The sequence below is a fragment of the Inquilinus limosus MP06 genome, assembly GCF_000767795.1.
In the GTDB taxonomy this organism is placed as follows: Bacteria; Pseudomonadota; Alphaproteobacteria; order DSM-16000; family Inquilinaceae; genus Inquilinus; species Inquilinus limosus_E.
This window is the reverse complement of sequence record NZ_JANX01000002.1, coordinates 43,015-67,049: the sequence shown is the minus strand read 5'-3', so window position 1 is coordinate 67,049 and position 24,035 is coordinate 43,015. Positions and strand designations below refer to the sequence as shown.

Below are 24,035 nucleotides of genomic sequence, written 5' to 3'. Positions count from 1 at the left end.
GGCGCGGGCCGGTCGGGGTGGTAGGAATCCACTCCGACCGGCGAGATGTGCCGATTGCGCCAAGGGCATTCGGCAGTACCGTCAGAGATCGAGTTGCTTGGAGATGCTGAGCGCGTCGTCAACCTCGATGCCGAGATATCGCACTGTGCTTTCAAGTTTCCTGTGGCCGAGTAGGAGTTGGACCGCTCTTAGATTGCCAGTCTTGCGGTAGATCTGAGCTACTTTGGTTCGTCGCATCGAATGTGTTCCATAGGATGGACTATCGAGGCCGGCCTCGGCCACCCAGCTATGGACGAGGCGGGCATACTGCCGCGTCGAGAGATGAGACTGGTTCCGTTTTTGACCGGGAAACAGAAAGCCTGTCATTGAGCCGCGGCGCGCCAACCAAGGTTGCAGGGCCTTGCGCGTGCTATCGGTCAGTTCGAACTGAACCGGCCGGCCGGTCTTCTGCTGGACGATGGTCGCACGCTCGCGGATCCGCCCGCCGATCTGGATATCTTCGATTTTCAAGCTGACCAGGTCGCTGGCCCTGAGCTTGCTATCGATAGCGAGATTGAACAACGCCAGATCCCGCGCACGATCATCTATCTCGAGCCGTGCACGAATCGACCATACATCCTTTGGTCTCAGAGGCCGCTTCTGCCCGATCAGCTGTCCTCTGTTCCAAGGGACTCGCGGTTCTGTTTCGGTACGTGAATCACTTGTGGTGGTGGGCATGGCCTATCACTCCTAGGCCACCCTCCCACCACAGCGTACATCAGCAGAGGCGAATTTATCCTATCACGGACCCGACGATCCTGTCCGCTTCCGAGCGCTCAGGCGGGAACCGCTATTGGCGCACCCGAGCCGCGCCAGCCGACCAGCTGGCACGGCAATCTGTTAATCGCATCGGGGACATCCCGGCGGAGTTAGTCTCCTGCGCCATTGTCGCCGTCGCGATGCGGGAGGGAATTGGTTAGCCTTCACTTACGGTAAGTGATATATAACCATCTATGGACGGATGGAACGCGCTTGCTGATCCCACGCGGCGAACGATCCTAGAGCTAATCGCCGTGCGCCCGCGGAATGTCCGGGAACTGGCGGATTGCCTACCTATCAGCCGGCCAGCGGTGTCACAGCACCTCAGGCTATTGAAGGAAGCCGGTCTGGTCGTTGATAAGGCGGTTGGGACGCGGCGGCTCTACAGCGCTAATCCCACAGGTCTCGCTGCCTTACGTGCGCAGCTCGACCAGTTCTGGAACCAAACCCTATCGAATTTCAAACAGGTGGCCGAGATAGAGGACCAATAACCATGAGTTCCAACACCGCCGACACCTCCGTGCGCACGGAGATCATCGTGGACGTGCCGATCGAACGCGCCTTCAGGGTGTTCACCGAGCGCTTCGATCATATCAAGCCGCGCGAGCACAACATGCTGGCCGTTAGCATCGCACAGTCGGTCTTCGAACCGAAGGTTGGCGGACGCATCTACGACCGCGGCATCGACGGCAGCGAATGCCAGTGGGGCCGTGTGTTGGCCTACGAGCCGCCCACGCGCGTCGTCTTCACGTGGGACATCAGCCCGCATTGGCGGATCGAGACCGATCCCGCGCGGTCAAGCGAGGTAGAGGTTCGCTTCATCGCGGATGGCGAGCGGCGGACGAGGGTGGAATTGGAGCATCGTCACCTCGAGCGGCATGGTGAGGGCTGGCAAGGCCTCGCGGCCGGCGTACGGGGTGATCAAGGCTGGCCGCTGTACCTACGACGGCTTGTTGAAGCATCGAGGACCTGAGCCGCCCACATCAATGACTGATAGGGGCGGGTCGACCCGTGTCCGCAATCCAGCCTAAGGCGATGGCCGGTTTCGGGAGTGCGAGGTCTGGTGCGTTCCGGAGAAAGCGCTGGGATCCCGAGAGTTCGGTTAACGTGCGCAAACGGGGCGCCCGTTGAACGACCGGAATCGGCGCCAACCCGTTGGGGCTGGGCTCGCGGCGAAAGCGTAGCAACTCCTCTATGTAACAGATCTGGTGCCTGAACCGGGCACCATGGGCGGCAACTCGTTACCCTATCGGACCTGGCAGTCTCCAAGGCGTTCGATCGCGGTGATCAGATCACGTCGGCTCATCCGAATGGAGCGCAGGTGGACCCAGATCGCGTTCCGGAACACGCTGACGGCATCGAAGGGGACGCGCCTTCCGCGCCGGACAATCTGGCTCTGAGCCTCCGGCTTGATGTGGAACACAAGAATAGGAACACGCGAAAGCGTCGTCGCACCGATGGCCCTAAAATCCGACCAACGCAGCGCGAAGCCGTACTGGCAGAATTCCACGCCGTCGCGACTGAGCCGGAGGTGGGGAAGCTTGTCATTCCATCGCTTGGCTAAGCTCCAGACGCTCACGATTGTGCCGCCCAGAAACATCGCTGAGGCGATGGTGCAGACTAATATTCTCTCTGGGTTGCCCTCCTTGATCGCGAAGTAAATCCCAGCGAAAACTATTGGAAGAATGGTCGATACAAGGATCAGAATTCTGATGACGCCGCGCCGCGAATAGAAGATTTCCACGAGGCCATCAGAGTTGCGAAACGGACAATCCTGCTGCAATGGCATGCGCGCTCCGACGCGTGTTATCCGGGATAAATAGCACAAGCCTCCGGTCCATCCCCTAAATTATTGATCATACTCTCCGAGTGGACATGTCTCCTTCCTGGAGCAGATTTCGACGGCGGGTTTGGGACAGGTCCTGCGGTTCGGGCCGGCAAAGGATGGCCGAGCTCAGCGGATTCGAGCTACGTCCGGTTCCGGGCGGCCACAGTGATTTCCGCTTAGGGCGCAGGCCGGCCGGGGCGGGAGAGACCTACTTCCGACCGGTGTCCCGCGTCAGGGCGCCAACCGAGCCTGTCTCGCGGGGGCGTCCGCCGGCCTGATTCCCCCTTCCAGGATGCTCGTCCATGTCCTCTTCTGGCATCTCGGCGAGGCGGTGGTGATGGTGGCCGGACGCGTGCCGTCCAGCCCTCACCAATCCGGACATCGAGCCTGTCCATGACGACAATGGCCTTGGCTGCAGGGCCATATCAAACGGAGATGCACACCATGGCGGAAGAGCGGCTGCCCAGATTTGCCATCCTGATCGATGCCGACAACACCTCGCCGCGCATTGCCGCCGGGCTGTTCGAGGAGGTCGCCAAGTTTGGCGAGGCCAGTGTCCGGCGGATCTATGGCGACTTCTCGGGCCAGCGCCTGAAGTCCTGGGCCGAAATCCTTCAGAAATTCGCGATCGACCCGTACCAGCAATTCGCCTACACGACGGGCAAGAATGCCTCAGACATCGCCCTCGTGATTGATGCCATGGACCTGCTGCATAGCGGCCGGTTCGACGGCTTCTGTCTGGTCTCGTCCGACAGCGATTTCACGCGTCTGGCGTCGCGACTTCGCGAACAGGGGGCGGACGTCTACGGTTTCGGCGAACAGAAGACGCCTGAAAGCTTCCGGCAGGCGTGCCGCCGGTTCATCTACACCGAGAACCTGCTGCCGGAGGCCCAGGTCGCCACGCCGGGGGAAGGGGCGTCCCTCGGCCCGCTCCAGCCTCCCGCTGCGGCCGTCCCGATCCTGAACAAGGCCATCGCACAGATGGAGACGGAGGATGGCTGGGTGGCCCTGGGCGCCGTGGGGCAGCGCCTCGCGAACATCGCCTCGGACTTCGACCCGCGCACATACGGCTATCGCAAGCTCAGCGATCTGGTGCGGAAGACCGAGGCGTTCGATCTCGACCAGCCGGAGGGCCGGGCCTTGCGGATCAGGCCGCGGCCAGTACCGCCGGCCAGGGTTGCCGCCGCGGGGACGGCCGGATCCAGGCGCGGCCGGGGCCGGACCGCCACGCCGTGACGCCATCCGGGTACGGCCGGTTAAATTCGCCCGCGGTCACTCCCATATCATTGAGGCTGACCTAGATTGATAGTGTCGGCGTTCACCGCTCGCAATCGAGCGCCCGCCGTGGCTTTCTGCCTGTTTCGAAGTTCGACCGCTGCCGTTGTGGAGCGCTCTTGCCGTCTGCCTTCGAACATCCCACGACCACCATGGCCCGGCTCCGCCGGGCAGTTCGGAGACAGATATGCAAGACACTCCCTATCCGACGCCCGCGACGGCGCAGCCGCGCCTGCCACTCGATGCCGATGCGGCGTTGCGGGCCGCGGTCGCCCGCTTCCGGACGCCGAGCCTGCCGCGGGCAGTGTGGCAGCTGGCATCGACATTGGGAGGCTTCGTCGGGGTCTGCGCGGCGATGTATGCCAGCCTTGAGCTGTCCTACGGGCTGACGCTCGGCCTGGCCGTGGTCGCCGCCGGCCTGATCGTGCGCCTCTTCATCATCCAGCATGATTGCGGGCACTCGTCGTTCTTCGGCTCTCGCCGTGCCAACGTCGCGCTCGGCCGCCTGTGCGGCCTGATCACCTTCACGCCCCCTTCGCGAATTGGCGCCGCCAGCATGCCGGGCATCACGCGGTCTGGAACAATCCCGACCGACGCGGCAGCGGGGCGGACATCTATTCGACTTGCCTAACCGTGTCGGAATACCAAACCCTGGCGCCGCGCCGCCGCCTGCTGTATCGGCTAAGCCGCCATCCGGCGATCACCGGGCTGCTGCTGCCGCCGCTGGTTTTCCTGCTGCTCTACCGGATTCCGTTCGACACGCCGAAGGACTGGCGGCGGGAGCGGCTGTCGGTCCATGCCACCAATGCTGGCATCGCCGCCCTTTTCCTTGGCCTCGGGCTCGTCCTGGGCTTCGAGCGCGTGCTGCAGGTCCAGCTGCCGATCATGGTGATCGCCTCGATCATTGGCGTCTGGTTATTCGCGGTGCAGCATCGCTTCGAGGAAACGCTGTGGCAGCGGGACGCGGAATGGCGGTTCGGCGCCGCGTCGCTGCAGGGCTCGTCCTATCTGAAGCTGCCGCGGATCCTGCAATGGTTCACCGGCAACATCGGCTTCCACCACATCCACCACCTCAATCCGCGCATCCCCAATTACCGCCTGTCCGCCTGTCACGCCGCGATCCAACAGCTGCAGGCGGTGCCGAGCCTGAGCCTGTGGGATGCCCTGCGTGCGCCGTTCTTCGCGCTGTGGGACGAAAAGCGGCAGCAGATGGTCGGCTTCCCGGCCGCAGCCGTCGGCCGGGCCTGATCGCGGCCCGAGCCGGCCCGATCACCAGGCGACGATCAGCGTGGCGAACAGGACGCCGGCGACGATGGCCACGATCCAGCCCGGCGCGCGGGGATTGATCGCCGCCCAGTATCGCCAGCCGTCCAGCAGCCGGCGGTCGGACGGGCGCGGCGCGGGCGGCCCTCCCGGGTCTCGCAGAGGTGCTTCAGCCCGTGCTTCCGCCATGGGGGCGTCTGGGGCGGGGCCTGCCGGCGCCGCGGCGTCCCGCAGCAGGGCCGCGGCCAGCTCGTCCGGATCCACGGTGACGACCTGGACCAGCTCGCCGCTCCCGGGCCGGCCGGGCAGGCGAATCATCGTCGCGACCCGCCGGTAGATCGGGGGCGACGAGCCATCGAGCGATTTCTCGTCCGTCTCCACCGTGTAGGTTCCGGGCGGCTGCGGCCCGTCGATGCCGCTCAGGGTGAACGGCCGGGTGAAGCAGACGGTCCCGCTACTTGTCCGCAGGGTCATTCGGCTCCCTCTGCTCGACCGGGCCTGCGGCTATGCGAGGGCCCGGGCGGCGGCGTAGATGACGATCAGCACCACAAGGCCGATCGGGATCACGACCGGCGGGACGAACCAACCTTTCATGGCAGCACCGTCGCCAGGATCGGCGCCTCCGCCTGGGCGTTCTCCGCTTCGATCTTCGGCTTCCAGCGCGCCGCCCGGCGATGCGCCTGCGCGATCTGCGTCGCGCTCAGAAGCGCTGCGGCACGCTCGTAGCCCGATCGGGCGGTCTGCCCCCGGGCACCGAGTTCCCCCGCAGCCGCCAGGAGAAACCAGGCACACGCCTTGACCGCGTCCTTCGACGCGTCCGGACCTTCGACATAGATTTCGGCCAGCCGGTTCTGCGCCCGCGGCAGCCCCTGGTTCGCCGAGCGCAACAGCCACCGGATGGCATCCATCCGTCTGTCCTCGACGGCATGGCCGGGTTCGCCGCTCCGATTGCCATAGACGATGCCGAGATTGAACTGCGCCACGGCATCGCCGAGCTCGGCGTCCCGCTGCAGTCGTCTCATGCTGTCGATCTTCAATGATGTCTCCTTGTGCCGGCGTATGGAGCCGCACGGCAGCCCTCGATGGCGGCACCGAAATCCAGGAACGCGAGAGAACTCAGCTCCGGACAGGATTTCCCATTCTGTGCCAACCAATATGGTGTCGACCATCAGGTATTGCGACCGAAAAAGTCACGACTCATTTCAGAATTATATTTCCAGATCCCGCTGGTATCTATATGCGATTGAAATATATCGCCTATTCGGGGTCAATTTCGGTGACGTATTTTTTTTCGAATCGACGGTCGTATTTTCTGGGGATTTCGATGATTCTGGTCCAGGATCACTGGATCAATTCCGGATATAGAGATCCGTCCTTGTGCCCATAGGCGCAACGGAAACCCAGGTTCTCATCTGAATGCCAGTTCGGTCGTCCCCGCGAATGTCGCGGCCCGGCCGGGCCAGTGCCTGCGAAAAGAGGAATTCATGGCAGCGGGAACCGTCAAATGGTTCGACGCCCAGAGGGGCTTCGGCTTCATCACGCCGGATGAAGGAGGCAAGGACACCTTCGTCCACATCACCGCCGTCGAGCGCTCCGGCCTCGGCCAGCTGACCCAGGGTCAGCGGCTGGGCTTCGATCTGGTCCCCGACCAGCGGAGCGGGAAGCCCTCCGCGGACAATCTAAAGGCCGTGGAGTGACCGCGCCAGCGCGACCGCCGCAGCATTCCGTCATCACACACAGCGCGCCGTCCCCATCGGGCGCAGAGGAGATTTCATGGCCAAAGGGCAGAAGCGTAGCAATCGGGAAATCCGGAAACCCAAGCAGGCTGCGAAGCCGGTGATTCATGGCGCGACCATGAGCGCGCTGAGCCGGGCGGCGGCCCCGGGCGCGGGCCAGAGCAAGAAGAAGAGCTGAGGCCCGGCGCATCGACCGACCCTTTCCATGCCGCCGGACCGTCGCCGCGCCGCGACGGGCCGGCGGCCGTTCCGATGGAGGCGCTGCCGTGACCCAGCCGATTCGCGTGGCCTTCATCGGCAATTCGCTCCCGCGCCGCTGCGGGATCGCGACCTTCACGACCGACCTGCAGCAGGCGGTGGCGGCGTCGGAGGCGGTCGCCGAGACCTGCATCGCGGCGATGACCGATCACGGCCAGGCCTATGACTACCCGCCCGCCGTCCGCATCGAGATCGCCGACGACCGGATCGAGGAGTATGTCCGGGCGGCCGATATCCTCAACGCCGGCCGGTTCGACGTGGTCTCGCTGCAGCACGAATTCGGCATCTTCGGCGGCGAGGCCGGCTGCCATGTCATGGCGCTGCTGTCGCGCCTGACCATGCCGGTGGTCACCACGCTCCACACCGTCCTGACCGAGCCAACGGCGGCGCAGCGGGACGTGCTGGGCAGGATCATTGGCGCGTCGGTGCGGGTCGTCGTCATGGCCCGGAAGGGCCGCGACCTGCTGCGGACGGTCTATGGTGTTCCGGCGGACAAGATCGACATCGTCCTGCACGGCATCCCCGACGTCGCTTTCACCGAGCCCACCGCGGCGAAGGCCAGGCTGGGCTTCGCCGGGCGGCCGGTCATCCTGACCTTCGGCCTCCTGTCCCCGAACAAGGGCATCGAGGTCATGATCGACGCCATGCCCGAGATCCTGCGCAGCCAGCCCGACGCGGTGTATGTCGTGCTCGGCGCGACGCATCCCAACCTGGTCCGCGACCAGGGTGAGACCTACCGCGAAAGCCTGGCCGCCCGGGCACGGGATCGCGGGGTTGAAGGGCATGTCGTGCTGCTCGACCAGTTCGTCGATCTGGCCACGCTGCTCGAGTTCATCTCGATGTGCGACGTCTACGTCACGCCCTATCTCGACGAGGCGCAGATGACGTCGGGGACCCTGGCCTACAGCTTCGGCCTCGGCAAGGCGGTGGTCTCGACGCCCTATTGGCACGCCCGCGAGCTGCTGGCCGACGGGCGCGGCATCCTGGTCCCGTCCAGCGACGCCGCAGCCACCGGCGCCGCGGTCGCAGGACTGCTGACCGACGACATCCGGCGTGAGGCGATGCGCCGTCGCGCCTATGCCGGCAGCCGGTCGATGACCTGGGCGCGCACGGCGGAGCAGTACCGGAGCGTCTTCGAGCAGGCGCGGCAGGGGCACCGGTTCCGGGTGGTCGAGCGACCCGATGGGCGTGAGCCGGCCAGTCCCCGCTTCGCGCCGCTGGCGATGCAGCTCGGCCATTTCCTGTCGATGTGCGACGACACCGGGTTGTTCCAGCATGCCGTGCATTCGGTGCCCGATCGGTCCCATGGCTACTGCGTCGACGACAACGCCCGTGCACTGCTGGTGGCCTGCGCCCTCAACCATCCCGGCGAGGTGGCACTGCCCGAGCCCCTGACCGCCCGGCTGGCGGCCTTCGTCCAGCATGCCTGGAATCCCGACACGCGGCGATTCCGCAACTTCATGGGCTTCGACCGGCGCTGGCTGGAGGAGAGCGGTTCGGAGGACAGCCACGGCCGAACGCTCTGGGCTCTGGGAGAATGCGCGCGCAGCGACGCCAGCGCATCGCGCCGGCGCTGGGCCACCGCGCTGTTCGCCGAGGCGCTGCCGGCGGTGGAGGCCTTCGGCTCGCCTCGCGCCTGGGCCTTCACCCTGCTCGGGCTCGACGCCTACTGCGCCGTGACGGCCGACGACACCCTTGCCGAACGTGTCCGGCACGCCCTGGCCACGAGGCTGATGTCGATACTGGCGGCCGTCGAGACCGGAGGCTGGGCCTGGTTCGAGGACGGGCTGGCCTATGACAATGCGCGGCTGCCGCAGGCCCTGATCGTCACCGGCATGGGCGTCCGATCAGTCGAGTTTGTCGATGCGGGTCTGCGTACCCTGCACTGGCTGATGTCGCATCAGACGACGCCGGCCGGCGTGTTCCGGCCGGTCGGGTCGAGCAGCTTCAGCGACCGGCGGACGGCGCCACGGCCCTTCGACCAGCAGCCCCTGGAGGTCACGGCCGCCGTCTCCGCCTGCCTGGCGGCGTGGCGCGTCGAGGGTGACCCTGAATGGAAAGCCAACGCGGAGCGCGCCTTCGGCTGGTTTCTCGGCGCCAACGACCTGGGGCTGCCCCTGGTCGATCCCGAGACCGGCGGTTGCCGCGACGGCCTGCATCCCGACCGGGTGAACGAGAACCAGGGCGGCGAATCCGTCGTCTCCTATCTCCTCAGCCAGCTGGAGATGCGCCGCATCGCGCATGTCATGGACGGCCGAGCGAAATTCGTGCCGCGCCTGGCCGAGACGTGAGTGCGTGACCTTCCCTTGACCTGCCCGAGGACATCTTGTCGCAAATCACTTTCCTGAACCGGGCGGCCCTGCATCTGCGCCCGGATCCCTCCCGCGTGGTCGTTCGCCCGTTCAAGCCGGCGGTCGAGCCTCGCGACCTCAATCCCGGCGACAAGTCCCGCGCCAACCACATCGTCGACCGGGTGCTGGCGCTGGAGCCCGAGGCGGCGGCCGACCATCTGGCCGAGGTGCTGACGAATTTCGAAGGCCGCCACCGCCGCCTGCTGGAGCGGTTCGAGGCCCGGGCGGACGACATGGAGGGCGCTTTCGCGCCCCATGCCCGCTTCACCGAGACGCAGCGCCAGTTGGTCGGCGCCTATTTCCTGCTGGAATACGCCTTCGAGGCGGCAGCGCTGTTCAATCCCAGCATCGTGCCGCATCCCGACCAGTCTGGCGCGCCGGAGGGTGGGCGCCGCTTCATCCTCAGCCTCCGCGCCGTCGGGGAAGGGCACATCTCGTCACTGACGTTCCGGTCGGGCACGATCGCGGTGGACGGCGGCCTGGCCATCGACCCGTCGGCCCGCCTCGCCTCCGTTCCCGGAGTGCAGCGGCGGGTGTCCGGCCAGCGCGGCGACGAGGTCGAGCTGGTGTTCGCGCCCGACGAGGACATCAGCGAGCGGGTGATCTTTCCCGTCACGGACTCCCAGGCGCATGGCATCGAGGATGCCCGGTTCGTGGCATTCGACGAGGGCGACCGCACGGTCTTCCGCGCCACCTACACTGCCTATAGCGGCCTTGGGATCCGGTCCGAGATGCTCGAGACCACCGACTTCGTCTCGTTCCGAATGGTCCCACTGCGAGGCGACGCCGCCGGCAACAAGGGCATGGCCCTGTTTCCCCGCCGGCTCGACGGCCGCTATGCCATGATTGGGCGGCAGGACAACGAGAACCTGTATCTGATCCGGTCCGACGACCTGCATGTCTGGGAAGGCGGCCGGCTCATCCTTAAGCCGCGGTTTCCGTGGGAGTTCGTGCAGATTGGTAATTGCGGATCGCCGATTGAGCTCGACGAGGGCTGGCTGCTGCTGACCCATGGCGTCGGGCCGGTCCGGCGGTATTCGATCGGGGCGGTTCTGCTCGACAAGCAGGATCCCTCCAGGGTTCTCGCCCGGTCGCGCGAGCCGCTGGTCAGGCCCGAGCCGTCGGAACGCGAAGGCTATGTGCCCAACGTCGTCTACACCTGCGGGGCGATGCGGCACGGTGATCAGATCGTCCTGCCCTACGCGGTCTCCGACACCTTCTCTACCCTCGCGACGACCGAGATCGCGGCGTTGTTGGCGGCGATGGAGGGCTGACGCCGCGGCCGCTCATGACAAGACACGGAGATGCATGATGCAGATGGAAATCCGGCCGACGATCTCGGTCTGGGACGGAGACCGGTGGCACCGCGTCGACACTGGTGCCAAGCTGCTCGACCTGCTTCGGGTCCTGGCCCAAGAGTTGCCACAGCCCGGTTTCGTTATGCTGCACGACAGGGCCGGGATCGACCCGGCGACGATCGCGCATCGCCGGTTCCAGGAGCTGGTGCAGCTTGTCGAGCGCGAGCGCGACGCCGGGGCGGAGCAGCTCAGCCGGGCCGCGGCGACTTCCGCCGTGGATCTGATCAGCGGCTACCGGCGGGTGTTCGTCGGCGTCCTGCCCTGACGCTGCTTCGACGCCAGTCCCGGGGCGGCGGGGTTCAGAAGTCCATGCCTCCGCCGTTCGGAGCCTCCGGGCCGGCGGCATCCGGCCGCGTGGCCACCATCGCTTCGGTCGTGATCAGCAGGCCGGCGATCGAGGCGGCGTTCTGCAGCGCGATCCGCACCACCTTGGCCGGGTCGAGGATGCCCGCCTTGAGCATGGCCGTGAATTCGCCCTTCCGGGCGTCGTAGCCCCAATTGTGGTCCTGGCTGTCGAGCAGCCTACCGACCACCACCGATCCGTCGCCGCCGGAATTCTCGACGATCTGGCGCACCGGCGCCTGCAGGGCCCGGCGGACGATGTCGATGCCGACCTTCTGGTCGGTGTTCTCCGGCTTCAACTGGTCGATGACGCGGCTGGCATAGAGCAGGGTGACGCCGCCGCCGGCGACAATACCCTCTTCGACCGCGGCACGGGTCGCGTGCATCGCGTCGTCGACGCGGTCCTTGCGCTCCTTGACCTCGATCTCGCTGCCGCCACCGACGCGGATGATGGCGACGCCGCCGGCCAGCTTGGCCAGGCGCTCCTGCAGCTTCTCGCGGTCGTAGTCCGAGGTGGTCTCCTCGATCTGCGCCCGGATCTGGTTGCAGCGGCCCTCGATGTCGGTCTTGGCGCCGGCGCCATCGACCACCGTCGTCTCGTCCTTGGAGATGACGACCTTCCTGGCCCGGCCCAGCATGTCGAGGGTGACGTTTTCCAGCTTGATGCCGAGATCGTCGGAGATGACCTGGCCGCCGGTCAGGATGGCGAGGTCCTCGAGCATTGCCTTGCGACGGTCGCCAAAGCCCGGGGCCTTGACCGCTGCGACCTTCAGCCCGCCGCGCAGCCTGTTGACCACCAGGGTGGCCAGCGCCTCGCCGTCGACATCCTCCGCCACGATCAGCAGCGGCTGCCCGGCCTGGACCACGGCCTCGAGCAGCGGCAGGAAGGACTGCAGGTTCGGCAGCTTCTTCTCGTGCAGCAGGATGTAGGGGGTCTCCAGCTCCGCGATCATCTTCTCGGCGTTGGTGATGAAGTAGGGCGAGATGTAGCCGCGGTCGAACTGCATGCCCTCGACGATATCGAGCTCGGTCTCGAAGCTCTTGGCCTCCTCGACCGTGATCACGCCCTCATTGCCGACCTTCTTCATCGCCTTGGCGATCATCTCGCCGATCTCACGCTCGCCATTGGCCGAAATGGTGCCGACCTGGGCGATCTCGTCATTGGTCGAGATCGTCCTGGCCCGCTTGCCGACCTCCTCGACCACCGCGGCGACGGCCAGGTCGATGCCGCGCTTGATGTCCATCGGGTTCAGACCGGCGGCGATCGCCTTGGCGCCTTCCCGGACGATGGCGTGGGCCAGGACGATGGCGGTGGTGGTGCCGTCGCCGGCCAGGTCGTTGGTCCTGGTCGCGACCTCGCGCACCATCTGCGCGCCCATGTTCTCGAACTTGTCAGCCAGCTCGATCTCCCTGGCCACCGTCACCCCATCCTTGGTGATGCGCGGCGCGCCCCAGGACTTGTCGAGCACGACGTTGCGCCCCTTCGGGCCGAGCGTGACCTGGACCGCCCGGGCCAGGATCTCGACGCCGCGCAGCATCCGGTCGCGCGCATCGGTGCTGAATTTGACGTCTTTGGCCGGCATGTCCTGGTCCTTGCGATGATGCTGAACGCCCTGCTGCGGCCCGGCATCGATCCGGCCGGCGCATCCAAGGGCTTGCCATGGAAGCAGCTGCTAAATTCTATATCTCGCAGATATGGGAATCAGCATCGACAAATTCAATAAATTATATTGGTTATCAGAATAATATTATGGTTTGATTTTATATTCGAATTCTGTTTATTTGAGCAATATCTTCCCGACATTGATGGGCGGTGGTGAGTTCGCGACCCGCCCCGCTCACTCCGACAATTCCGCGCAGGCATGCGGCGGGCCGGGTCCGGCCCGGTCCCATCCGCGATAGCGGCATTCGCCGCCAGCCATCCCAACAGCCAGGAGCATCACCCATGAAGGACTACAAATTCGCCATCGGCAGCGTCGTGCAGGTCTCCCGCCGATCGCTGTCCGGACACTCCGGGGACGGGGCGTTCAAGGTGCTCGCCCATTATCCCAGCGACACGTCCGGTCCGCTCTACCGGGTCCGCAGCGTGCGCGGAAGCGAGGAGCGGATGGTGCCGGAGCATGAGCTGTCGCGTTCGGCCGAGCGCGATTCCGGCGCCCCGCGCCGATCAGACGGCCGCTGATCCGGCCTGGGGCCTACACCGACCGGCACGCGGCTGCCCATCTCGCCCATCGCCGGCGCCTGGCCGGCGATGGACGGGCTCCGGGTCCGCGACCCGCGTTGCGGCCGATCTTGCATCCGGCCTAGCTGGCGAGTTGGGCGGCGCAGGCCTTGGCGACCTGGGCGTCGGCGGTCGTTCCGCCCGGCATCGTCGCCCAGCCGGCTTTGACCACGAGGTCGCCGCGGCTGTAGGTCGATGCCGCCTTGAGCTCCGCGATCCGTTCCGTCAGCTGCGGGTCGCGCTTCGACTGGTCGATGCAGATCAGCGACAATGCGGCCACGACATCCGTCTTGGACCGGTCCTGGGCCATGCGCTGGGCCGAGGAGCCGGTGACCCAGCCACCCCAGCCGAAACCGATGACGGCGAGCACGACAGCACCGCACACGGCGCCGTAGAGCGCCGGTTTAAGCCATTCGGGGGTTTTCATGGATTGTGCTTTCGTTCGGAGAGAGGCAAATCTCCCTCACTCGCCAAACTATCATGTCCTAGATGTTGTCCGGGATTTATTTTTTCGGCGCCGTCGATCGCCAAATTTCGATCGATCTGATCCGATCATCCGACGGCCTTCTCAATCAAAATTCGGCCTTAATTCTCATCTTGGCCAAAATGGCGCAGAGGTCGATATTTCGATGCTTCTGACGTGTCTTGCTCTTGATTTTTGGCGTGTGGCCATCACGTCATATATCCCCACGAGGTGCGACTTGGACATGCCCGACACCGACGTCTTTCGCTTGCGCCAGTCGAATCTGAATGCGTTTCTGTTCGCCGATGTCGGGGCGGAATCCAACGGCATGCCCTTGAGCGTGGTCTCCATGCTGGGCCGCCTGGGTGGCGATCCCTGGGTCACGGCAGGCCGGCTGGCCGGGCAGCCACGGGACGCAGCCGTGCTTGAGCTGGCCGAGATCATCACCGGCACGGCACAAGCCGATCGGTCGAGCGGCGAGATCATGGCCATCGCGGCTCGCCTAGCTTCGCTCCTGCCCAGTGTGGAGCCGAGGACGGCCCGTCGTGCCCCGCTGCCCGGAACTCAGTCGCCCGCCCCCGGCCGGTGGAGCGGGGGTGCACTGGCCGTTCTGGTGCTTGCGGCGGTTGCGGCGGCGCTCCTGTTGAGAGTGGTCGGCCTCCTATAGTGCCTTCGCTCGCACAGTTCTGCCCGACCGCCGGCCCTTCCCGACAGATATGTCGCGAGATCTGCGCAAGGTCGCCGAGCCAGGTCCGGCTTGAAGGAGTCACGGCAATGTCCGGATGTGGCGCCCGTCGGTACGCCAAGCCGGTTGAGCAGCGCCGACGATAGCCGGTTCGGACAATGTCCGCTGCGCGGCGTAGGTCAAATGGGCGGGCTGTCGATGGCTGCAGAGTTGCAGCGGGGCTGGACTGGGAAGTTGGCGCGCGGCTCGGGCGAGGGCTGCAGGATGTTTTCTGTCGGGCTTGAGATTCCGGTCTAAGATGCCCGATGACCGAGGTCGACCCGATCTCCTCTGCATCGAATGCGCGGGGCCCGCACGCTCTCGCCATCAGTCGAGCCGCAGCCGCCGCGATACGCCATCTCGGAACGCCGGCTCTATGACCATTTGCGCACCCCTGTCTGGCGGCGCTGTCCGGAACGGTTGAATCCAGGCTCGAATGAGCTCGAGCATCTCTGGCTGCTTCACTGCGGTGAGTGTGGAGCGAGCTTGTGGCCGCTTCTAGAAAAATCCCCGCACCCAGCCCAGCTCACCCATCGTCTGCCAGACGACGCCGGCGGCGATGGCGAGCAGCAGGGCGGAGGCCGCGAGGGCAACGGAGAGCAGAATCCCGTCCTCCTCCAGATAGGCGATGGCGAGCAGGGCGGTCACCAGGGCGGGCGGAATGTTGCTCAGGGGGATCGGCGCCAGCAGCAGGACGCCGAGCAGCAGCACCACCAGCCCGACCCCGCGCTTGGTCGTCTCGAACGGCGTCGGCCAGCGCGGATGGATGAAAGCCTCGATGGCACGCAAAACCGGCACGGCGCGGCGGAGGGTGCGCGCCAGCCCCTCGGTCCGCACGCTGCGCTCGGCGACGCGCTGGGGGAAGGCCGGTCCGGCATGGCCCAACATCATCTGCACCGCCAGGATGGCGAGCAGCGGGGCGACGATGGCGGATGCGCCCGGCATCGCCCCGAGCAGAGCCAGCAGCAGCATCACTAGGCCGAAGGAGCGATCGCCCAACTGGTCCACCAGCCAGCGCAGCGTCACGCGCTCGGCATCGGCCTCGCGCAGCAGGCCATCGAGGAGGGCGGAGGTCGGGATCCGGGGCGTCATTTCACCGGCAGGATATCCGAAAGCTCTGGTGCCGAGGGTCAATCCGATCACAGCGAGTGATCGGGGCCTCACCCAATATCCGGAGTTTGAGGTGAGGCAGCTTTGGGGCCCTTCGGCCGAGCCAAGCAATCAGGACCGGCCGAATCTCAGGCATGCTCGGGAAACTGCTGCAGGACTTATCGACCTATGTTGATCCCGTGGTCGCCGACCAGCTCGGAGAGCGTTGCTAGGAGCGCCGCGGGACGGAAGGGTTTACCGATGCTTGGCAGGTCCCGGTACACCGGGTCAATCTCCCGTCGAGGGCGAGAGCTTATGAATGCGAACGGGATGCCTCGGGCCATCAATGCCTCCGCGACAGGATATGTGTGGTCACCTCCGCTAATCTCGATGTCGAGCAGCGCGGCCGCAATCTGCTCTGTCGAGGCTATTTCGATAGCCTCGGCCAGGTAGCCGGTCGGCCCAACCACGGTGTACCCGGCTTCGAGGACGATTGCTTCAATTTGACAGGCTACGATCCAACTGTCCTCGACGAGGAGGATATGAGCGCCCGATGTTCGCTGATCTATGACTGTCCGTTCTCCGCCTCTTCCCGTCCACCAGAGAACGGAGGATCGGCACCAGTAGTTCGCCAATAAGCACCTAATATTCAGTAAAATCCTGACTAGCGCCTGGTCTCGCTCGGTTGAGCGCCGCGGATCAATCAAACTGGTATTTTATGCGATCTGAGATCCTTACCAGAAGGTCACGGCTGGCTGCAATCCGTTCTTGACTGCGAGCTATCAGATCTCTGCTGATCGCCTCAATTTCGGCCGACTGCTTAAGTCTGAGCGCGGATTCGAACGCGGTCTCTTCAACCTTCTCGCGCCAGTATATGATGGAGGCGAACATCGCCCACTCCTCTGCCGCTCAGGCGGGAGCGCGCGTTCACCCATATTGCGAACGAATCTCTCAGTCGCCAACGCCCGAAGGGTCGCTGCTGACGATGCTGATGAGTGTACGCCGATGCGCGAGAGATGCAACTCGCTGTCGCGAAGGGGCGTCAGCAGCTCGCCGGTAGCTCTCGGGCCTTTGACGCCCCTCGGCAGGGCGCATTGGGAGATTTTGCTTTAACGCACGAGCCGGTGAGGGCTCTCGGCCTATGCTGCGGCAGGAGCAGGGCTGCCGCGCAACCGACCGGCATTGGATCACGCATTGCCGTCGGCCGTTGCGACCACTCGATAGCGAGGATGCGACGGACGGGAGCCGCGTCGATGCACTCCGGTCGGACGCCGAAGAGTGCGAGGCCGCGATCTTGCAGGCGCTGGCCGCCATGGACGGCAACGATGAGAGGGACACGCCGACGCCTTTTCCAGATTCAACAAGATATTCAAGAAGACGCTTGAGTGGGCCCCTGAGCAGAAGCTCGTCTTCAGCGGGTATCTCGCCAAGCGCGGCCGGATTGAGGACGGAGACTGGGAGGCTGTGGTTGATGCCTTGAACGAGTTCATGAAAGAACGGGAAGTTGAGCATTATACTCGATTTTTGAGGGCAGCTGCTGAACGGCTGCATTGCTCAGAGGGATCATCGAAAGCGTCTCGCGACAGGGGACCGCTTTGGGTTCGCGTGCGGTCATGACCGGTTCGGGTACCCACTGGCGATGGCCGGTTTCCGGCGTGTTGGTCCGGCCCGGTAGGCCGCGAGCGAAGCCAATCCCACGGGTTCGGTCGATGTCCGGTATCGGGGCGAGGGCACGATGGCCGCAGATGGCGCCGTCCAGTCGGGTCCAATCAGCAACAGTGGAACCTGCCGTGCGGCCCGGCCTATTTAAACGATGCTGCTGATCAGGAGCGAAGATCCAGACGCTAGCTCACGATGAGCTGGCGCCCGCGATCGGTCGCTTTTCTAAGCCGCGGAAGCTCTTGCGTGCCAGCGGGAACAGCGTCACCGCGAGATAGGCCGACCCAGTCAGCAGCAGCGCAGCGGGCAGACCGATGCCGCTGGTCAAGGCGCCGCCGAAGAGCCCACCGAACGGGATCAGCGTCCAGCAGAGCGCGGTGCTCATCGACGTGACGCGGCCGATCAAGGGCTTGGGGATGCGCTCGAACATCACGGCGAACAGGATCGGGTTGAGGAAACCCGAGGCGAACCCGCCCATCGCCAGGGTGGCGAAGACTAGGACGAATCGACATTCATCTCGCCGCTATCATGCTCTGGCTGCGCTGAATGTGGATTCGTCCTAAGCCAGAAACATGCGCATCGTTCCTGCGATCGTCAGCTATCGGAGACGCGCAGTTGTTCGAGATCGGCGATCAACCCGGGTCCCGTCGGTTCCCACCCGAGTCGCTTCCGCGTCTGCGTGCTGGACGCCGGCATATCGTATGACGCAAACCGGCCGAGCCAGCCAAAGAATGCCTGGGCCTCTTCCGGGGCGATGGATTTGACCGGCAGCTTCAGGCGCCGGCCGATGGCTTCGGCGATATCGCGCATCGAGACACCCTCTTCCGCGACGGCGTGATATTTTGCGTTCGGCTCAGCCTTTTCGATCGCCAGCCTGTAAAGACGCGCGACATCGAGAACATGCGCCGCCGGCCAGCGATTGAGCCCGTCGCCGACATAGGCGCAGACACCCTTTTCGCGGTACACCTCGATCGCCGGGGTGATGAGACCCTGTTTGAGCGGGTCGTGGACCTGGGGAAGGCGCATGACCGAGGCGCGGACGCCTTGCAGCGATAGAGCCGTCTGTTCCGAAACACGGGGGAATGGGAAATCCGGCGGTATCACGCCATCTTCGGTCGCAACCTGACCGGGCCTGGCCAATCCCGCCAACCCCCCTGTAACGATGAGGGGCCTGTCGGAGCCAGCCAGAACGGAACCCAAGGCTTCAATGGCGCGGCGGTCGATCTCGCAGCTCTCCGCGAAGTTCGACCAGTCGTGGATGAAGGCCAGGTGGATGACGGCATCAGAAGCGCTTGCGCCCTGACGCAAGCCGTCGAGGTCTTCAAGTGAACCGCGAAGAACATCCGCGCCAATGGCGGCCAGGGATTTTTGCCCTTTCTCCGAACGCGCCAGGCCAAGAACTTCATGTCCGGCGGCGATGAGTTCCTTGACGACGGGCATACCGATGAATCCGGTTGCACCGGTAACGAAAACACGCATGAGAAGGTCTCCAGGCTTCGCTGGAGACAAATCTCGGTGCAGGGTCTATTCTGGTAAAGTAGTGTCTTTATCATAGTAAGATGACTAACAGGACGAGCGAGCACCCGGCGACCGCCGCACCAGGCTCGACCCGGCCGCTCTCGGCTTTCCGTCGGAGCGCCGCCGCACTCTGGGCCTGCGCCGCGAGGAGGTGGCACAGCGCGCCAACATCAGCCCGACCTGGTACACGTGGCTCGAACAGGGCCGCGGCGGCGTCCCTTCGGCCGATGTGCTCGATCGGATCGCCCGCGCCCTGATGCTGACGGCGGTGGAGCGCGAACATCTTTTCCTGCTCGGCCTCGGGCGCCTGCCCGAGGTCCGTTACCAGGAGAACCAAGGCGTCACGCCCCGGCTGCAACGCGTCCTCGACGCGTTGGACCCGAGCCCGGCGCTCATTCGGACGGCGATCTGGAACGTGCTCGCCTGGAATCGGGCGGCCACCGTGATGCTGGGCGACTATGGCTCCCTGCCGCCGCATCAGCGCAATGTCCTGCGCATCATCTTCCTCGACCCGCGTGCCCGCGCCGTGCAGTGCGACTGGGAGAGCGTGGCGCGCCACGTGGTGGGCGCGTTCCGTGTCGGCGCAGCGCGTGCAGGGGCCGCGGCGGAGGTGGGGCCTCTCGTCGATGAGCTCTGCCGGCTCAGTCCCGAGTTCTGGACGATGTGGCGCGACAACGATGTTCGCAGTGCTGATGGCGAAGCCGTCAAGCATATACGCCACCCGGTTCTCGGCCCCCTGGCCTTTGAATACTCGGCCTTTTCGGTCGACGGCCGGACGGATCTCAGCATGGTGGTCTACAATCGGGCGACGCCGGCGGATGCGGAGAAGATCAGATCGCAGATCGGCTCGACGCCAGGAGGCGAGGGGATATGATCAGTGCTCCGAGCGGCCGGCGCGACTGCCGCGAAGTGTCGAGGCTGCAAGCATCGCCGGATCCGTCTGCTCGCGCACATACCGTGTCGTCGGCAGTCCGACATCGCGGATGGGAGCAGTATCCGGCGCGGTGCGGGCGCGATCTGTCGATGGCCGGATAGCCGCAGCAGGCTGGGTTGTCCATCAAGGGTCGAAGCCGCCAGATCCGCTTCGGGGAGCGGATTGCGATGGCCGGTTTCGGGCATCCTCGTCGGGCCGGGCTAGCCGGGAAGGGTCGGATCCTGCGGCTTCGAACATTGTCCGGTATCGAGGCGCTAATGCGATGGCCGCTTAGGGCGCATCCGTTCCTGGCGAAGTCATGGCCAGCGAGGAGATGATTGCCAGCACGCTTCACGACCACGCCGTCCGGATCCTCTCCTATGAGCTGGTGGCGCAGGCGTTCGGTCTGCCGGAGGCTGCTTAGCCGTCCGCCTTCATCGCCGGGAGCGCGAGGTCCGGGAAGTACCGCGCCGCTTCCGGCTTCAGCAGCGTGCCGAGATCCTTCACCGGGACCGCGATCTGCGGGCCGAGGCAAGCCCCCATGACGTGGGGGATGTCGGAGACGGCGAGGGCCAGCTTGTCACTGGATTGGAAATAGAGGGCTAGGTAGTCCTTCAGGGTCTCTCCGCCGCAGTTGTCATCGAGATCGCCCTGTCTGGACGCCGGGTGCCGGTCTATGAAGGCGGCGAGGGCAGGGCTGGGATCGAGTTTGCCGTACTCGTCGCGTACCCCGGCATCCAGCAGGCGGTTGAAGTCGAGATATCCGCCGTGCCGCAGGTCTAGCGTGAACGGGTCGAAGTGGTTGTTGGGATAGGCGCCGCCACAATCGGTACTGCCCGATTCGGCCACACTCATCAGGGTGGGCGACAGGAACTCGACCGAGATGGACTCGTTGTCGAAGCCGCCGAGCGTGCCGGCGGCGGGACCGGTCGAGGTGTAGAGAGTCCCCTTGCAGGCCAGGGCCTCCACGCTCATGTGCCAGTGCCGCTGTTCCAGGATGGCGTTGGCACGGGCCATGACTGCCGGGTCAGGGTGCCGGGTCAGGCGGGGATAGGCGAACTGCGTCCGCGGATCGACGACCATGCGGTAAGCGACGGGCCCCAGCCGGACCTCCGCCCCCGCGGTCATCGGCACCTGCATCCGCAGGAAATCGTAGGGCGCCGAGGCCATGCTGATCGTCGCCGCTTCGACGCTGTCCGGCGCCGCCGCGTCCGGGTCGTAGGCCGCGACCCGCCGCAGCGCGAAGGGCAGGGTCCTGCCGCTGCGCGCATCCCGCCACTGCCCCTCGTATCGATCGCGCCGGGCGCCATGTAGCCGGCCATCCCAGACCACGGCGGGCTTGCCGGTTCCGGCATCCTCGAACACGGGAGCGTTGCCCCCCTCGGACTCGTCGGCGAGGGGGATCGCCTCCGCCAGCGCGCCGGGCGTGCCGGACAGCGGGATATCGATCCCGTATCGCAGGTAGAAGTAGCGGCCGGTGACGCGCTGGCTGTCTTCGGAGGAGGACAGCTCCATCACCACCTGCGCCGTGCCCAGCGTGCCGCTGTAGACCATGCGCTCGGCGGTCCAGGCCGGGCTTGCGCCCAGGAGGGCCAGCGCGCCGCCGAGCACGGCCGCAGCCCGCACCCGGCGCCGCACTGGACCGGTGCAGGTCTCGAACGAAGCCATCATCGAAGCATCCTCTGTAAGCAGCGCGATGTCGCTAACCGCCGGTTATCCGCTCGGCCGGGCAGGGGCGCGACCGCCATCTTCGGTCTTGTTCGGCCAAGACGGCCGGCGCCGTGCTGGCATGTGCGCAGCCGTACGGCTGGCACGCACATCGCGTCAACGGAGACCTGTCAGCACCCGCGTCAACCCGGATATCCCACGCTGCCCTTCGCCGGCGGGTTCTTCGCCGTCTCTCTGGCGTCGTCGCAGGTGACGCGCCATTTCGGGCCCCGCACGCTGACCCTGGGCTTTGCGCTCCAGGTGCTGGGGTTCGGCGCGGTGATCGTGGCCGTCGCGGGGCTCCTGCCCGGGGCCGGCGGGCCAGGCTTGGCCTGCGCCGGGATCGGCTTCGGGATCGTGATGCCATCGGTGATCAAGGCGGTGATCGGCGGCGTCGACCCCCGCCATGCCGGGCTGGCCTGGGGGGCATCATCTCGACCGTCCAGATCGGCGCGGCGCTGGGCGTCGCCGTCATCGGTGCGTCATCGCCGGCGGGGATCCAGCGCCGCGATCAGGGGCTTTGTTGCGAGACTGGTGGGCCCGGAGAGGAGGGGAAGGGATCGCTTGAGATGAGCCTCTCGGGCAGCGGCTTGGTGGGTACGGCGGAAGCTAGACCATGCGAGGACATGGGGATCGGAATGCGGCGTTGAGCCAGCTGAGGGTGAGGCGTCGGATCTCCTGGATCGACCAGCGGATGAGCTTTGCCGCGACGCTGGCGGTGTTTTCGGCGTCATGGTGTTCGCCTTGAATCGAACGACAGCCATGAGAACGTAGGCGAGCATGACCAGGGACACATGCCGGTGCCATCCATGCCAGGATCTGGTTTCGTTGTGGCCGAGGCCGAACTCGTTCTTGGTGGTCTCGAAGCCTTCCTCGATGCGCCAGCGCGTGCCTTCGACCTGCACCAGGGTCTCGACTGGCGTGTCCTTGGGGCACCAAGTGGTGAAATAGGCGAGTTCGCCGTCGATGCTGCGATGGATCAACAGGGCGCGGGTCCAGAGCCCGGGTGCCGGCGCGTCGTATTCCTCGGCATCGAGGTCGGCCAGCGGGCAGTAGGCCCAGTCGTAGAGCCTTTCTCCCCTGGTTCCGGGGGCCGCGGAGAGGCGTTGCCAAAGGTCGGCGGACAACGTCGCGGCAATGTCCTTGGCCTCACCGGTAACCGAGATCTCCAAAGTCCAGGGCTGAACCGATGGTTGGCATTGACGCCAAGCACATAGCCCTTGCCGGCCCGGCGCAGCGTCATCTCGAGTGCGGCCACACCATGGACACTGTCGGCCGCCGAACGCAGCCCGGCACAATGGAAGGAGAGGGCAGCCGAGGGCGCCGCGGAGGCCGTGCCCAAGGCGGCCAGGATCAGAAGAAGGACGAGGCGCATCCGGAGCATGCCCGATGCCGCATTTATGACATGAAGACCTGCAGCCAGTCGCCGAAGCTGCGATGCCCTTCGTCCGTTCCCCGATCTTCCACCGCGGAAGGGCCGTCCGCCTCCTGGTCGAGAGCCGGGATCTCGCTGGGCGAGTGGCCGAACTCCGTCTTGAAGAGCCGGCTGAAATGTTTCTCGTTGGCGAAGCCGTGGCGCCAAGCAACATCTCCGATACGGGCTCTCGGTTCCAGCGGGTTCGCCAGCGCCTGGCGGGCTCGGCGCAGGCGTTTGCGCTGGATCAGCCGCATGACGCCGCCGGTCGGCTCGAACAGACGGTACAGCTTCGACCGGGAGATCCCAACCTCCCTGCAGATCCGGTCCGGGCTGAGGTCTGGGGACATGAGGGTCTCGTCGATGTACCGCCTGATCCGGCCGACAAGCGCGGCGTCGAGTTCGCTCCCGGCCTGCGCCAGGGTGTCCGATGTGGGCATCAGGCAGGCCAGGAGCATGGTCTTGGTGGCCTGGATCGCATAGGGCGCCTCCGCCCGCGTCAGACCCGGCAGGTGCCGCCGCAGCGAGTGGAGATGGTCGGCCAGCAGCCCTCCCAGCCCGCCCCGCAGGGATCGGCCGTGCAGGCTGGCGACGCCGGCCGGCAGCATGTCGCGCGGGATCACCATGCAGATGGTGTTGCCGGTGGTGACCTCGAGCGCGAAGGGCGCTGCCAGATCCAGCAGGCACAAGTCGCCCGGCCCGACATGGACGGAGGCGTCCCCCGCCTGCCCGCGCAGGGTTTCGCTGATCTGCAGTTGGAGATAGTAGTGGTCCAGCCCGTCCGTGCGGATCTTCCGCGGGTCCCGGCTCATCGCATGGGTGACGGGGGAGGCGGGGCGAAGCCAGTCGCGGCCGCCGAACATCATCTGGTCCAGCAGCGTGAACCCGAATTGCGAGTCGTAGGACACGTCCTCGCCGTCGAGATCGGAGATGTCGAACAGGGCGCCGACGTCGGATCGCCACGCATCGAACCGCTCCCGGGGCTTCGCGATCTTCGTGGTGAACCGATAGGTCAGACCTTCGAAGGGCTCGTCCATGCGGCAGCCTTCCTTGATCGAGCGCCCCTTCCGAGCAATGTTTCTAAAAGGATATGCATCGCGGTGTCTAGGTATCTGATC

At 65.6% G+C, this 24,035-nt stretch carries 25 protein-coding genes and 2 pseudogenes; 13 read left to right on the top strand and 14 right to left on the bottom strand.

The window, feature by feature from the left end; translation table 11 throughout:
* Window positions 1–81: 81 nt before the first annotated feature.
* Complete coding sequence (locus P409_RS01000) at window positions 82–717, bottom strand: tyrosine-type recombinase/integrase (protein ID WP_034830863.1); 636 nt, start codon at window positions 715–717, stop codon at window positions 82–84.
* Between the two features lie 275 nt (window positions 718–992).
* Here P409_RS01000 and P409_RS41465 point away from each other — a divergent pair, with 275 nt between their 5' ends.
* Window positions 993–1,289, top strand: coding sequence for an ArsR/SmtB family transcription factor (locus P409_RS41465; protein WP_081991088.1), 297 nt, complete (start codon window positions 993–995; stop codon window positions 1,287–1,289).
* A gap of 2 nt (window positions 1,290–1,291) precedes the next feature.
* Window positions 1,292–1,771 (top strand): SRPBCC family protein, encoded by a 480-nt coding sequence (locus P409_RS00995; RefSeq protein ID WP_034830861.1) that lies wholly within the window; start codon window positions 1,292–1,294, stop codon window positions 1,769–1,771.
* Between the two features lie 273 nt (window positions 1,772–2,044).
* Here P409_RS00995 and P409_RS00990 read toward each other — a convergent pair whose 3' ends face one another.
* Window positions 2,045–2,587 carry a hypothetical protein gene (locus P409_RS00990; RefSeq protein ID WP_034830859.1) on the bottom strand — a complete coding sequence of 181 codons (543 nt, stop codon included), beginning with the start codon at window positions 2,585–2,587 and terminating at the stop codon, window positions 2,045–2,047.
* A gap of 483 nt (window positions 2,588–3,070) precedes the next feature.
* Here P409_RS00990 and P409_RS00985 point away from each other — a divergent pair, with 483 nt between their 5' ends.
* Together P409_RS00985 and P409_RS00980 are read left to right on the top strand one after the other, a co-directional pair.
* Window positions 3,071–3,862, top strand: coding sequence for an NYN domain-containing protein (locus P409_RS00985; RefSeq protein WP_034830857.1), 792 nt, complete (start codon window positions 3,071–3,073; stop codon window positions 3,860–3,862).
* A 546-nt stretch (window positions 3,863–4,408) separates the two neighbouring features.
* Complete coding sequence (locus P409_RS00980) at window positions 4,409–5,149, top strand: fatty acid desaturase (protein WP_238578567.1); 741 nt, start codon at window positions 4,409–4,411, stop codon at window positions 5,147–5,149.
* 21 nt (window positions 5,150–5,170) lie between these two features.
* Here the strand turns inward: P409_RS00980 and P409_RS40020 are convergent, their stop codons facing one another.
* The gene (locus P409_RS40020; RefSeq protein ID WP_052119875.1) at window positions 5,171–5,638 is read right to left on the bottom strand and encodes a hypothetical protein; all 468 of its coding nucleotides are present in this window, start codon (window positions 5,636–5,638) and stop codon (window positions 5,171–5,173) included.
* Window positions 5,639–5,754: 116 nt separating this feature from the next.
* A complete protein-coding gene (locus P409_RS35920) occupies window positions 5,755–6,201 on the bottom strand; it encodes a tetratricopeptide repeat protein (RefSeq protein ID WP_052119874.1) in 447 nt (148 codons plus the stop codon).
* Between the two features lie 447 nt (window positions 6,202–6,648).
* On the opposite strand from P409_RS35920, the gene P409_RS00965 reads away from it, so the two are divergent.
* From P409_RS00965 to P409_RS00950, 5 genes are all read left to right on the top strand, one after another.
* The gene (locus tag P409_RS00965) at window positions 6,649–6,861 is read left to right on the top strand and encodes a cold-shock protein (protein WP_034830855.1); all 213 of its coding nucleotides are present in this window, start codon (window positions 6,649–6,651) and stop codon (window positions 6,859–6,861) included.
* A 76-nt stretch (window positions 6,862–6,937) separates the two neighbouring features.
* On the top strand, window positions 6,938–7,078 hold the full coding sequence (locus P409_RS40015) for a hypothetical protein (protein WP_193366467.1): 141 nt from the start codon (window positions 6,938–6,940) through the stop codon (window positions 7,076–7,078).
* A gap of 88 nt (window positions 7,079–7,166) precedes the next feature.
* Window positions 7,167–9,449: a glycosyltransferase family 4 protein gene (locus P409_RS00960; protein ID WP_034830854.1), complete on the top strand. Its 2,283-nt coding sequence runs from the start codon at window positions 7,167–7,169 to the stop codon at window positions 9,447–9,449.
* 182 nt (window positions 9,450–9,631) lie between these two features.
* Window positions 9,632–10,783: a glycoside hydrolase family 130 protein gene (locus tag P409_RS00955; RefSeq protein WP_238578566.1), complete on the top strand. Its 1,152-nt coding sequence runs from the start codon at window positions 9,632–9,634 to the stop codon at window positions 10,781–10,783.
* 37 nt (window positions 10,784–10,820) lie between these two features.
* Complete coding sequence (locus P409_RS00950) at window positions 10,821–11,132, top strand: hypothetical protein (protein ID WP_152613181.1); 312 nt, start codon at window positions 10,821–10,823, stop codon at window positions 11,130–11,132.
* A gap of 34 nt (window positions 11,133–11,166) precedes the next feature.
* On the opposite strand, the gene groL is transcribed toward P409_RS00950, so the two are convergent.
* Window positions 11,167–12,792 (bottom strand): chaperonin GroEL, encoded by a 1,626-nt coding sequence (gene groL / locus P409_RS00945; protein WP_034830845.1) that lies wholly within the window; start codon window positions 12,790–12,792, stop codon window positions 11,167–11,169.
* A gap of 362 nt (window positions 12,793–13,154) precedes the next feature.
* On the opposite strand from groL, the gene P409_RS00940 reads away from it, so the two are divergent.
* Window positions 13,155–13,391 (top strand): hypothetical protein, encoded by a 237-nt coding sequence (locus tag P409_RS00940; protein WP_034830842.1) that lies wholly within the window; start codon window positions 13,155–13,157, stop codon window positions 13,389–13,391.
* A gap of 121 nt (window positions 13,392–13,512) precedes the next feature.
* On the opposite strand, the gene P409_RS00935 is transcribed toward P409_RS00940, so the two are convergent.
* A complete protein-coding gene (locus P409_RS00935) occupies window positions 13,513–13,857 on the bottom strand; it encodes a hypothetical protein (protein WP_034830839.1) in 345 nt (114 codons plus the stop codon).
* Between the two features lie 280 nt (window positions 13,858–14,137).
* On the opposite strand from P409_RS00935, the gene P409_RS00930 reads away from it, so the two are divergent.
* Entirely contained in the window at window positions 14,138–14,560 is a 423-nt protein-coding gene (locus tag P409_RS00930; protein ID WP_152613180.1) for a hypothetical protein, read from the top strand.
* A 555-nt stretch (window positions 14,561–15,115) separates the two neighbouring features.
* Here the strand turns inward: P409_RS00930 and P409_RS00925 are convergent.
* The 5 genes from P409_RS00925 to P409_RS00910 all read right to left on the bottom strand — a co-directional run bounded on the left by P409_RS00925 (window position 15,116) and on the right by P409_RS00910 (window position 18,844).
* Window positions 15,116–15,760, bottom strand: coding sequence for an exopolysaccharide biosynthesis protein (locus P409_RS00925; RefSeq protein ID WP_238578565.1), 645 nt, complete (start codon window positions 15,758–15,760; stop codon window positions 15,116–15,118).
* 125 nt (window positions 15,761–15,885) lie between these two features.
* Complete coding sequence (locus tag P409_RS37655) at window positions 15,886–16,341, bottom strand: response regulator (protein WP_152613179.1); 456 nt, start codon at window positions 16,339–16,341, stop codon at window positions 15,886–15,888.
* Between the two features lie 64 nt (window positions 16,342–16,405).
* Window positions 16,406–16,597, bottom strand: a complete 192-nt coding sequence (locus P409_RS00920) for a hypothetical protein (RefSeq protein ID WP_034830831.1) — start codon at window positions 16,595–16,597, stop codon at window positions 16,406–16,408.
* Window positions 16,598–17,555: 958 nt separating this feature from the next.
* Complete coding sequence (locus P409_RS00915) at window positions 17,556–17,843, bottom strand: hypothetical protein (protein ID WP_034830828.1); 288 nt, start codon at window positions 17,841–17,843, stop codon at window positions 17,556–17,558.
* Between the two features lie 116 nt (window positions 17,844–17,959).
* Window positions 17,960–18,844, bottom strand: coding sequence for an SDR family oxidoreductase (locus tag P409_RS00910; RefSeq protein ID WP_034830825.1), 885 nt, complete (start codon window positions 18,842–18,844; stop codon window positions 17,960–17,962).
* Window positions 18,845–19,010: 166 nt separating this feature from the next.
* Between P409_RS00910 and P409_RS41460 the strand changes: the two are divergent.
* Both P409_RS41460 and P409_RS00905 read left to right on the top strand, forming a co-directional pair.
* Window positions 19,011–19,157: pseudogene (locus tag P409_RS41460) on the top strand (helix-turn-helix domain-containing protein); the annotation flags it as partial.
* Complete coding sequence (locus P409_RS00905) at window positions 19,140–19,757, top strand: MmyB family transcriptional regulator (RefSeq protein WP_430515613.1); 618 nt, start codon at window positions 19,140–19,142, stop codon at window positions 19,755–19,757. The pseudogene P409_RS41460 and the gene P409_RS00905, both read left to right, overlap by 18 nt.
* A 459-nt stretch (window positions 19,758–20,216) precedes the next feature.
* Here P409_RS00905 and P409_RS00900 read toward each other — a convergent pair whose 3' ends face one another.
* The 3 genes and pseudogenes from P409_RS00900 to P409_RS00890 form a co-directional block, all read right to left on the bottom strand.
* Complete coding sequence (locus P409_RS00900; protein WP_052119872.1) at window positions 20,217–21,467, bottom strand: hypothetical protein; 1,251 nt, start codon at window positions 21,465–21,467, stop codon at window positions 20,217–20,219.
* A 695-nt stretch (window positions 21,468–22,162) separates the two neighbouring features.
* A pseudogene (locus P409_RS36785) lies at window positions 22,163–22,782 on the bottom strand (IS701 family transposase); the annotation flags it as partial.
* Between the two features lie 119 nt (window positions 22,783–22,901).
* The gene (locus P409_RS00890) at window positions 22,902–23,954 is read right to left on the bottom strand and encodes a helix-turn-helix domain-containing protein (RefSeq protein WP_052119871.1); all 1,053 of its coding nucleotides are present in this window, start codon (window positions 23,952–23,954) and stop codon (window positions 22,902–22,904) included.
* Window positions 23,955–24,035 lie beyond the last annotated feature (81 nt).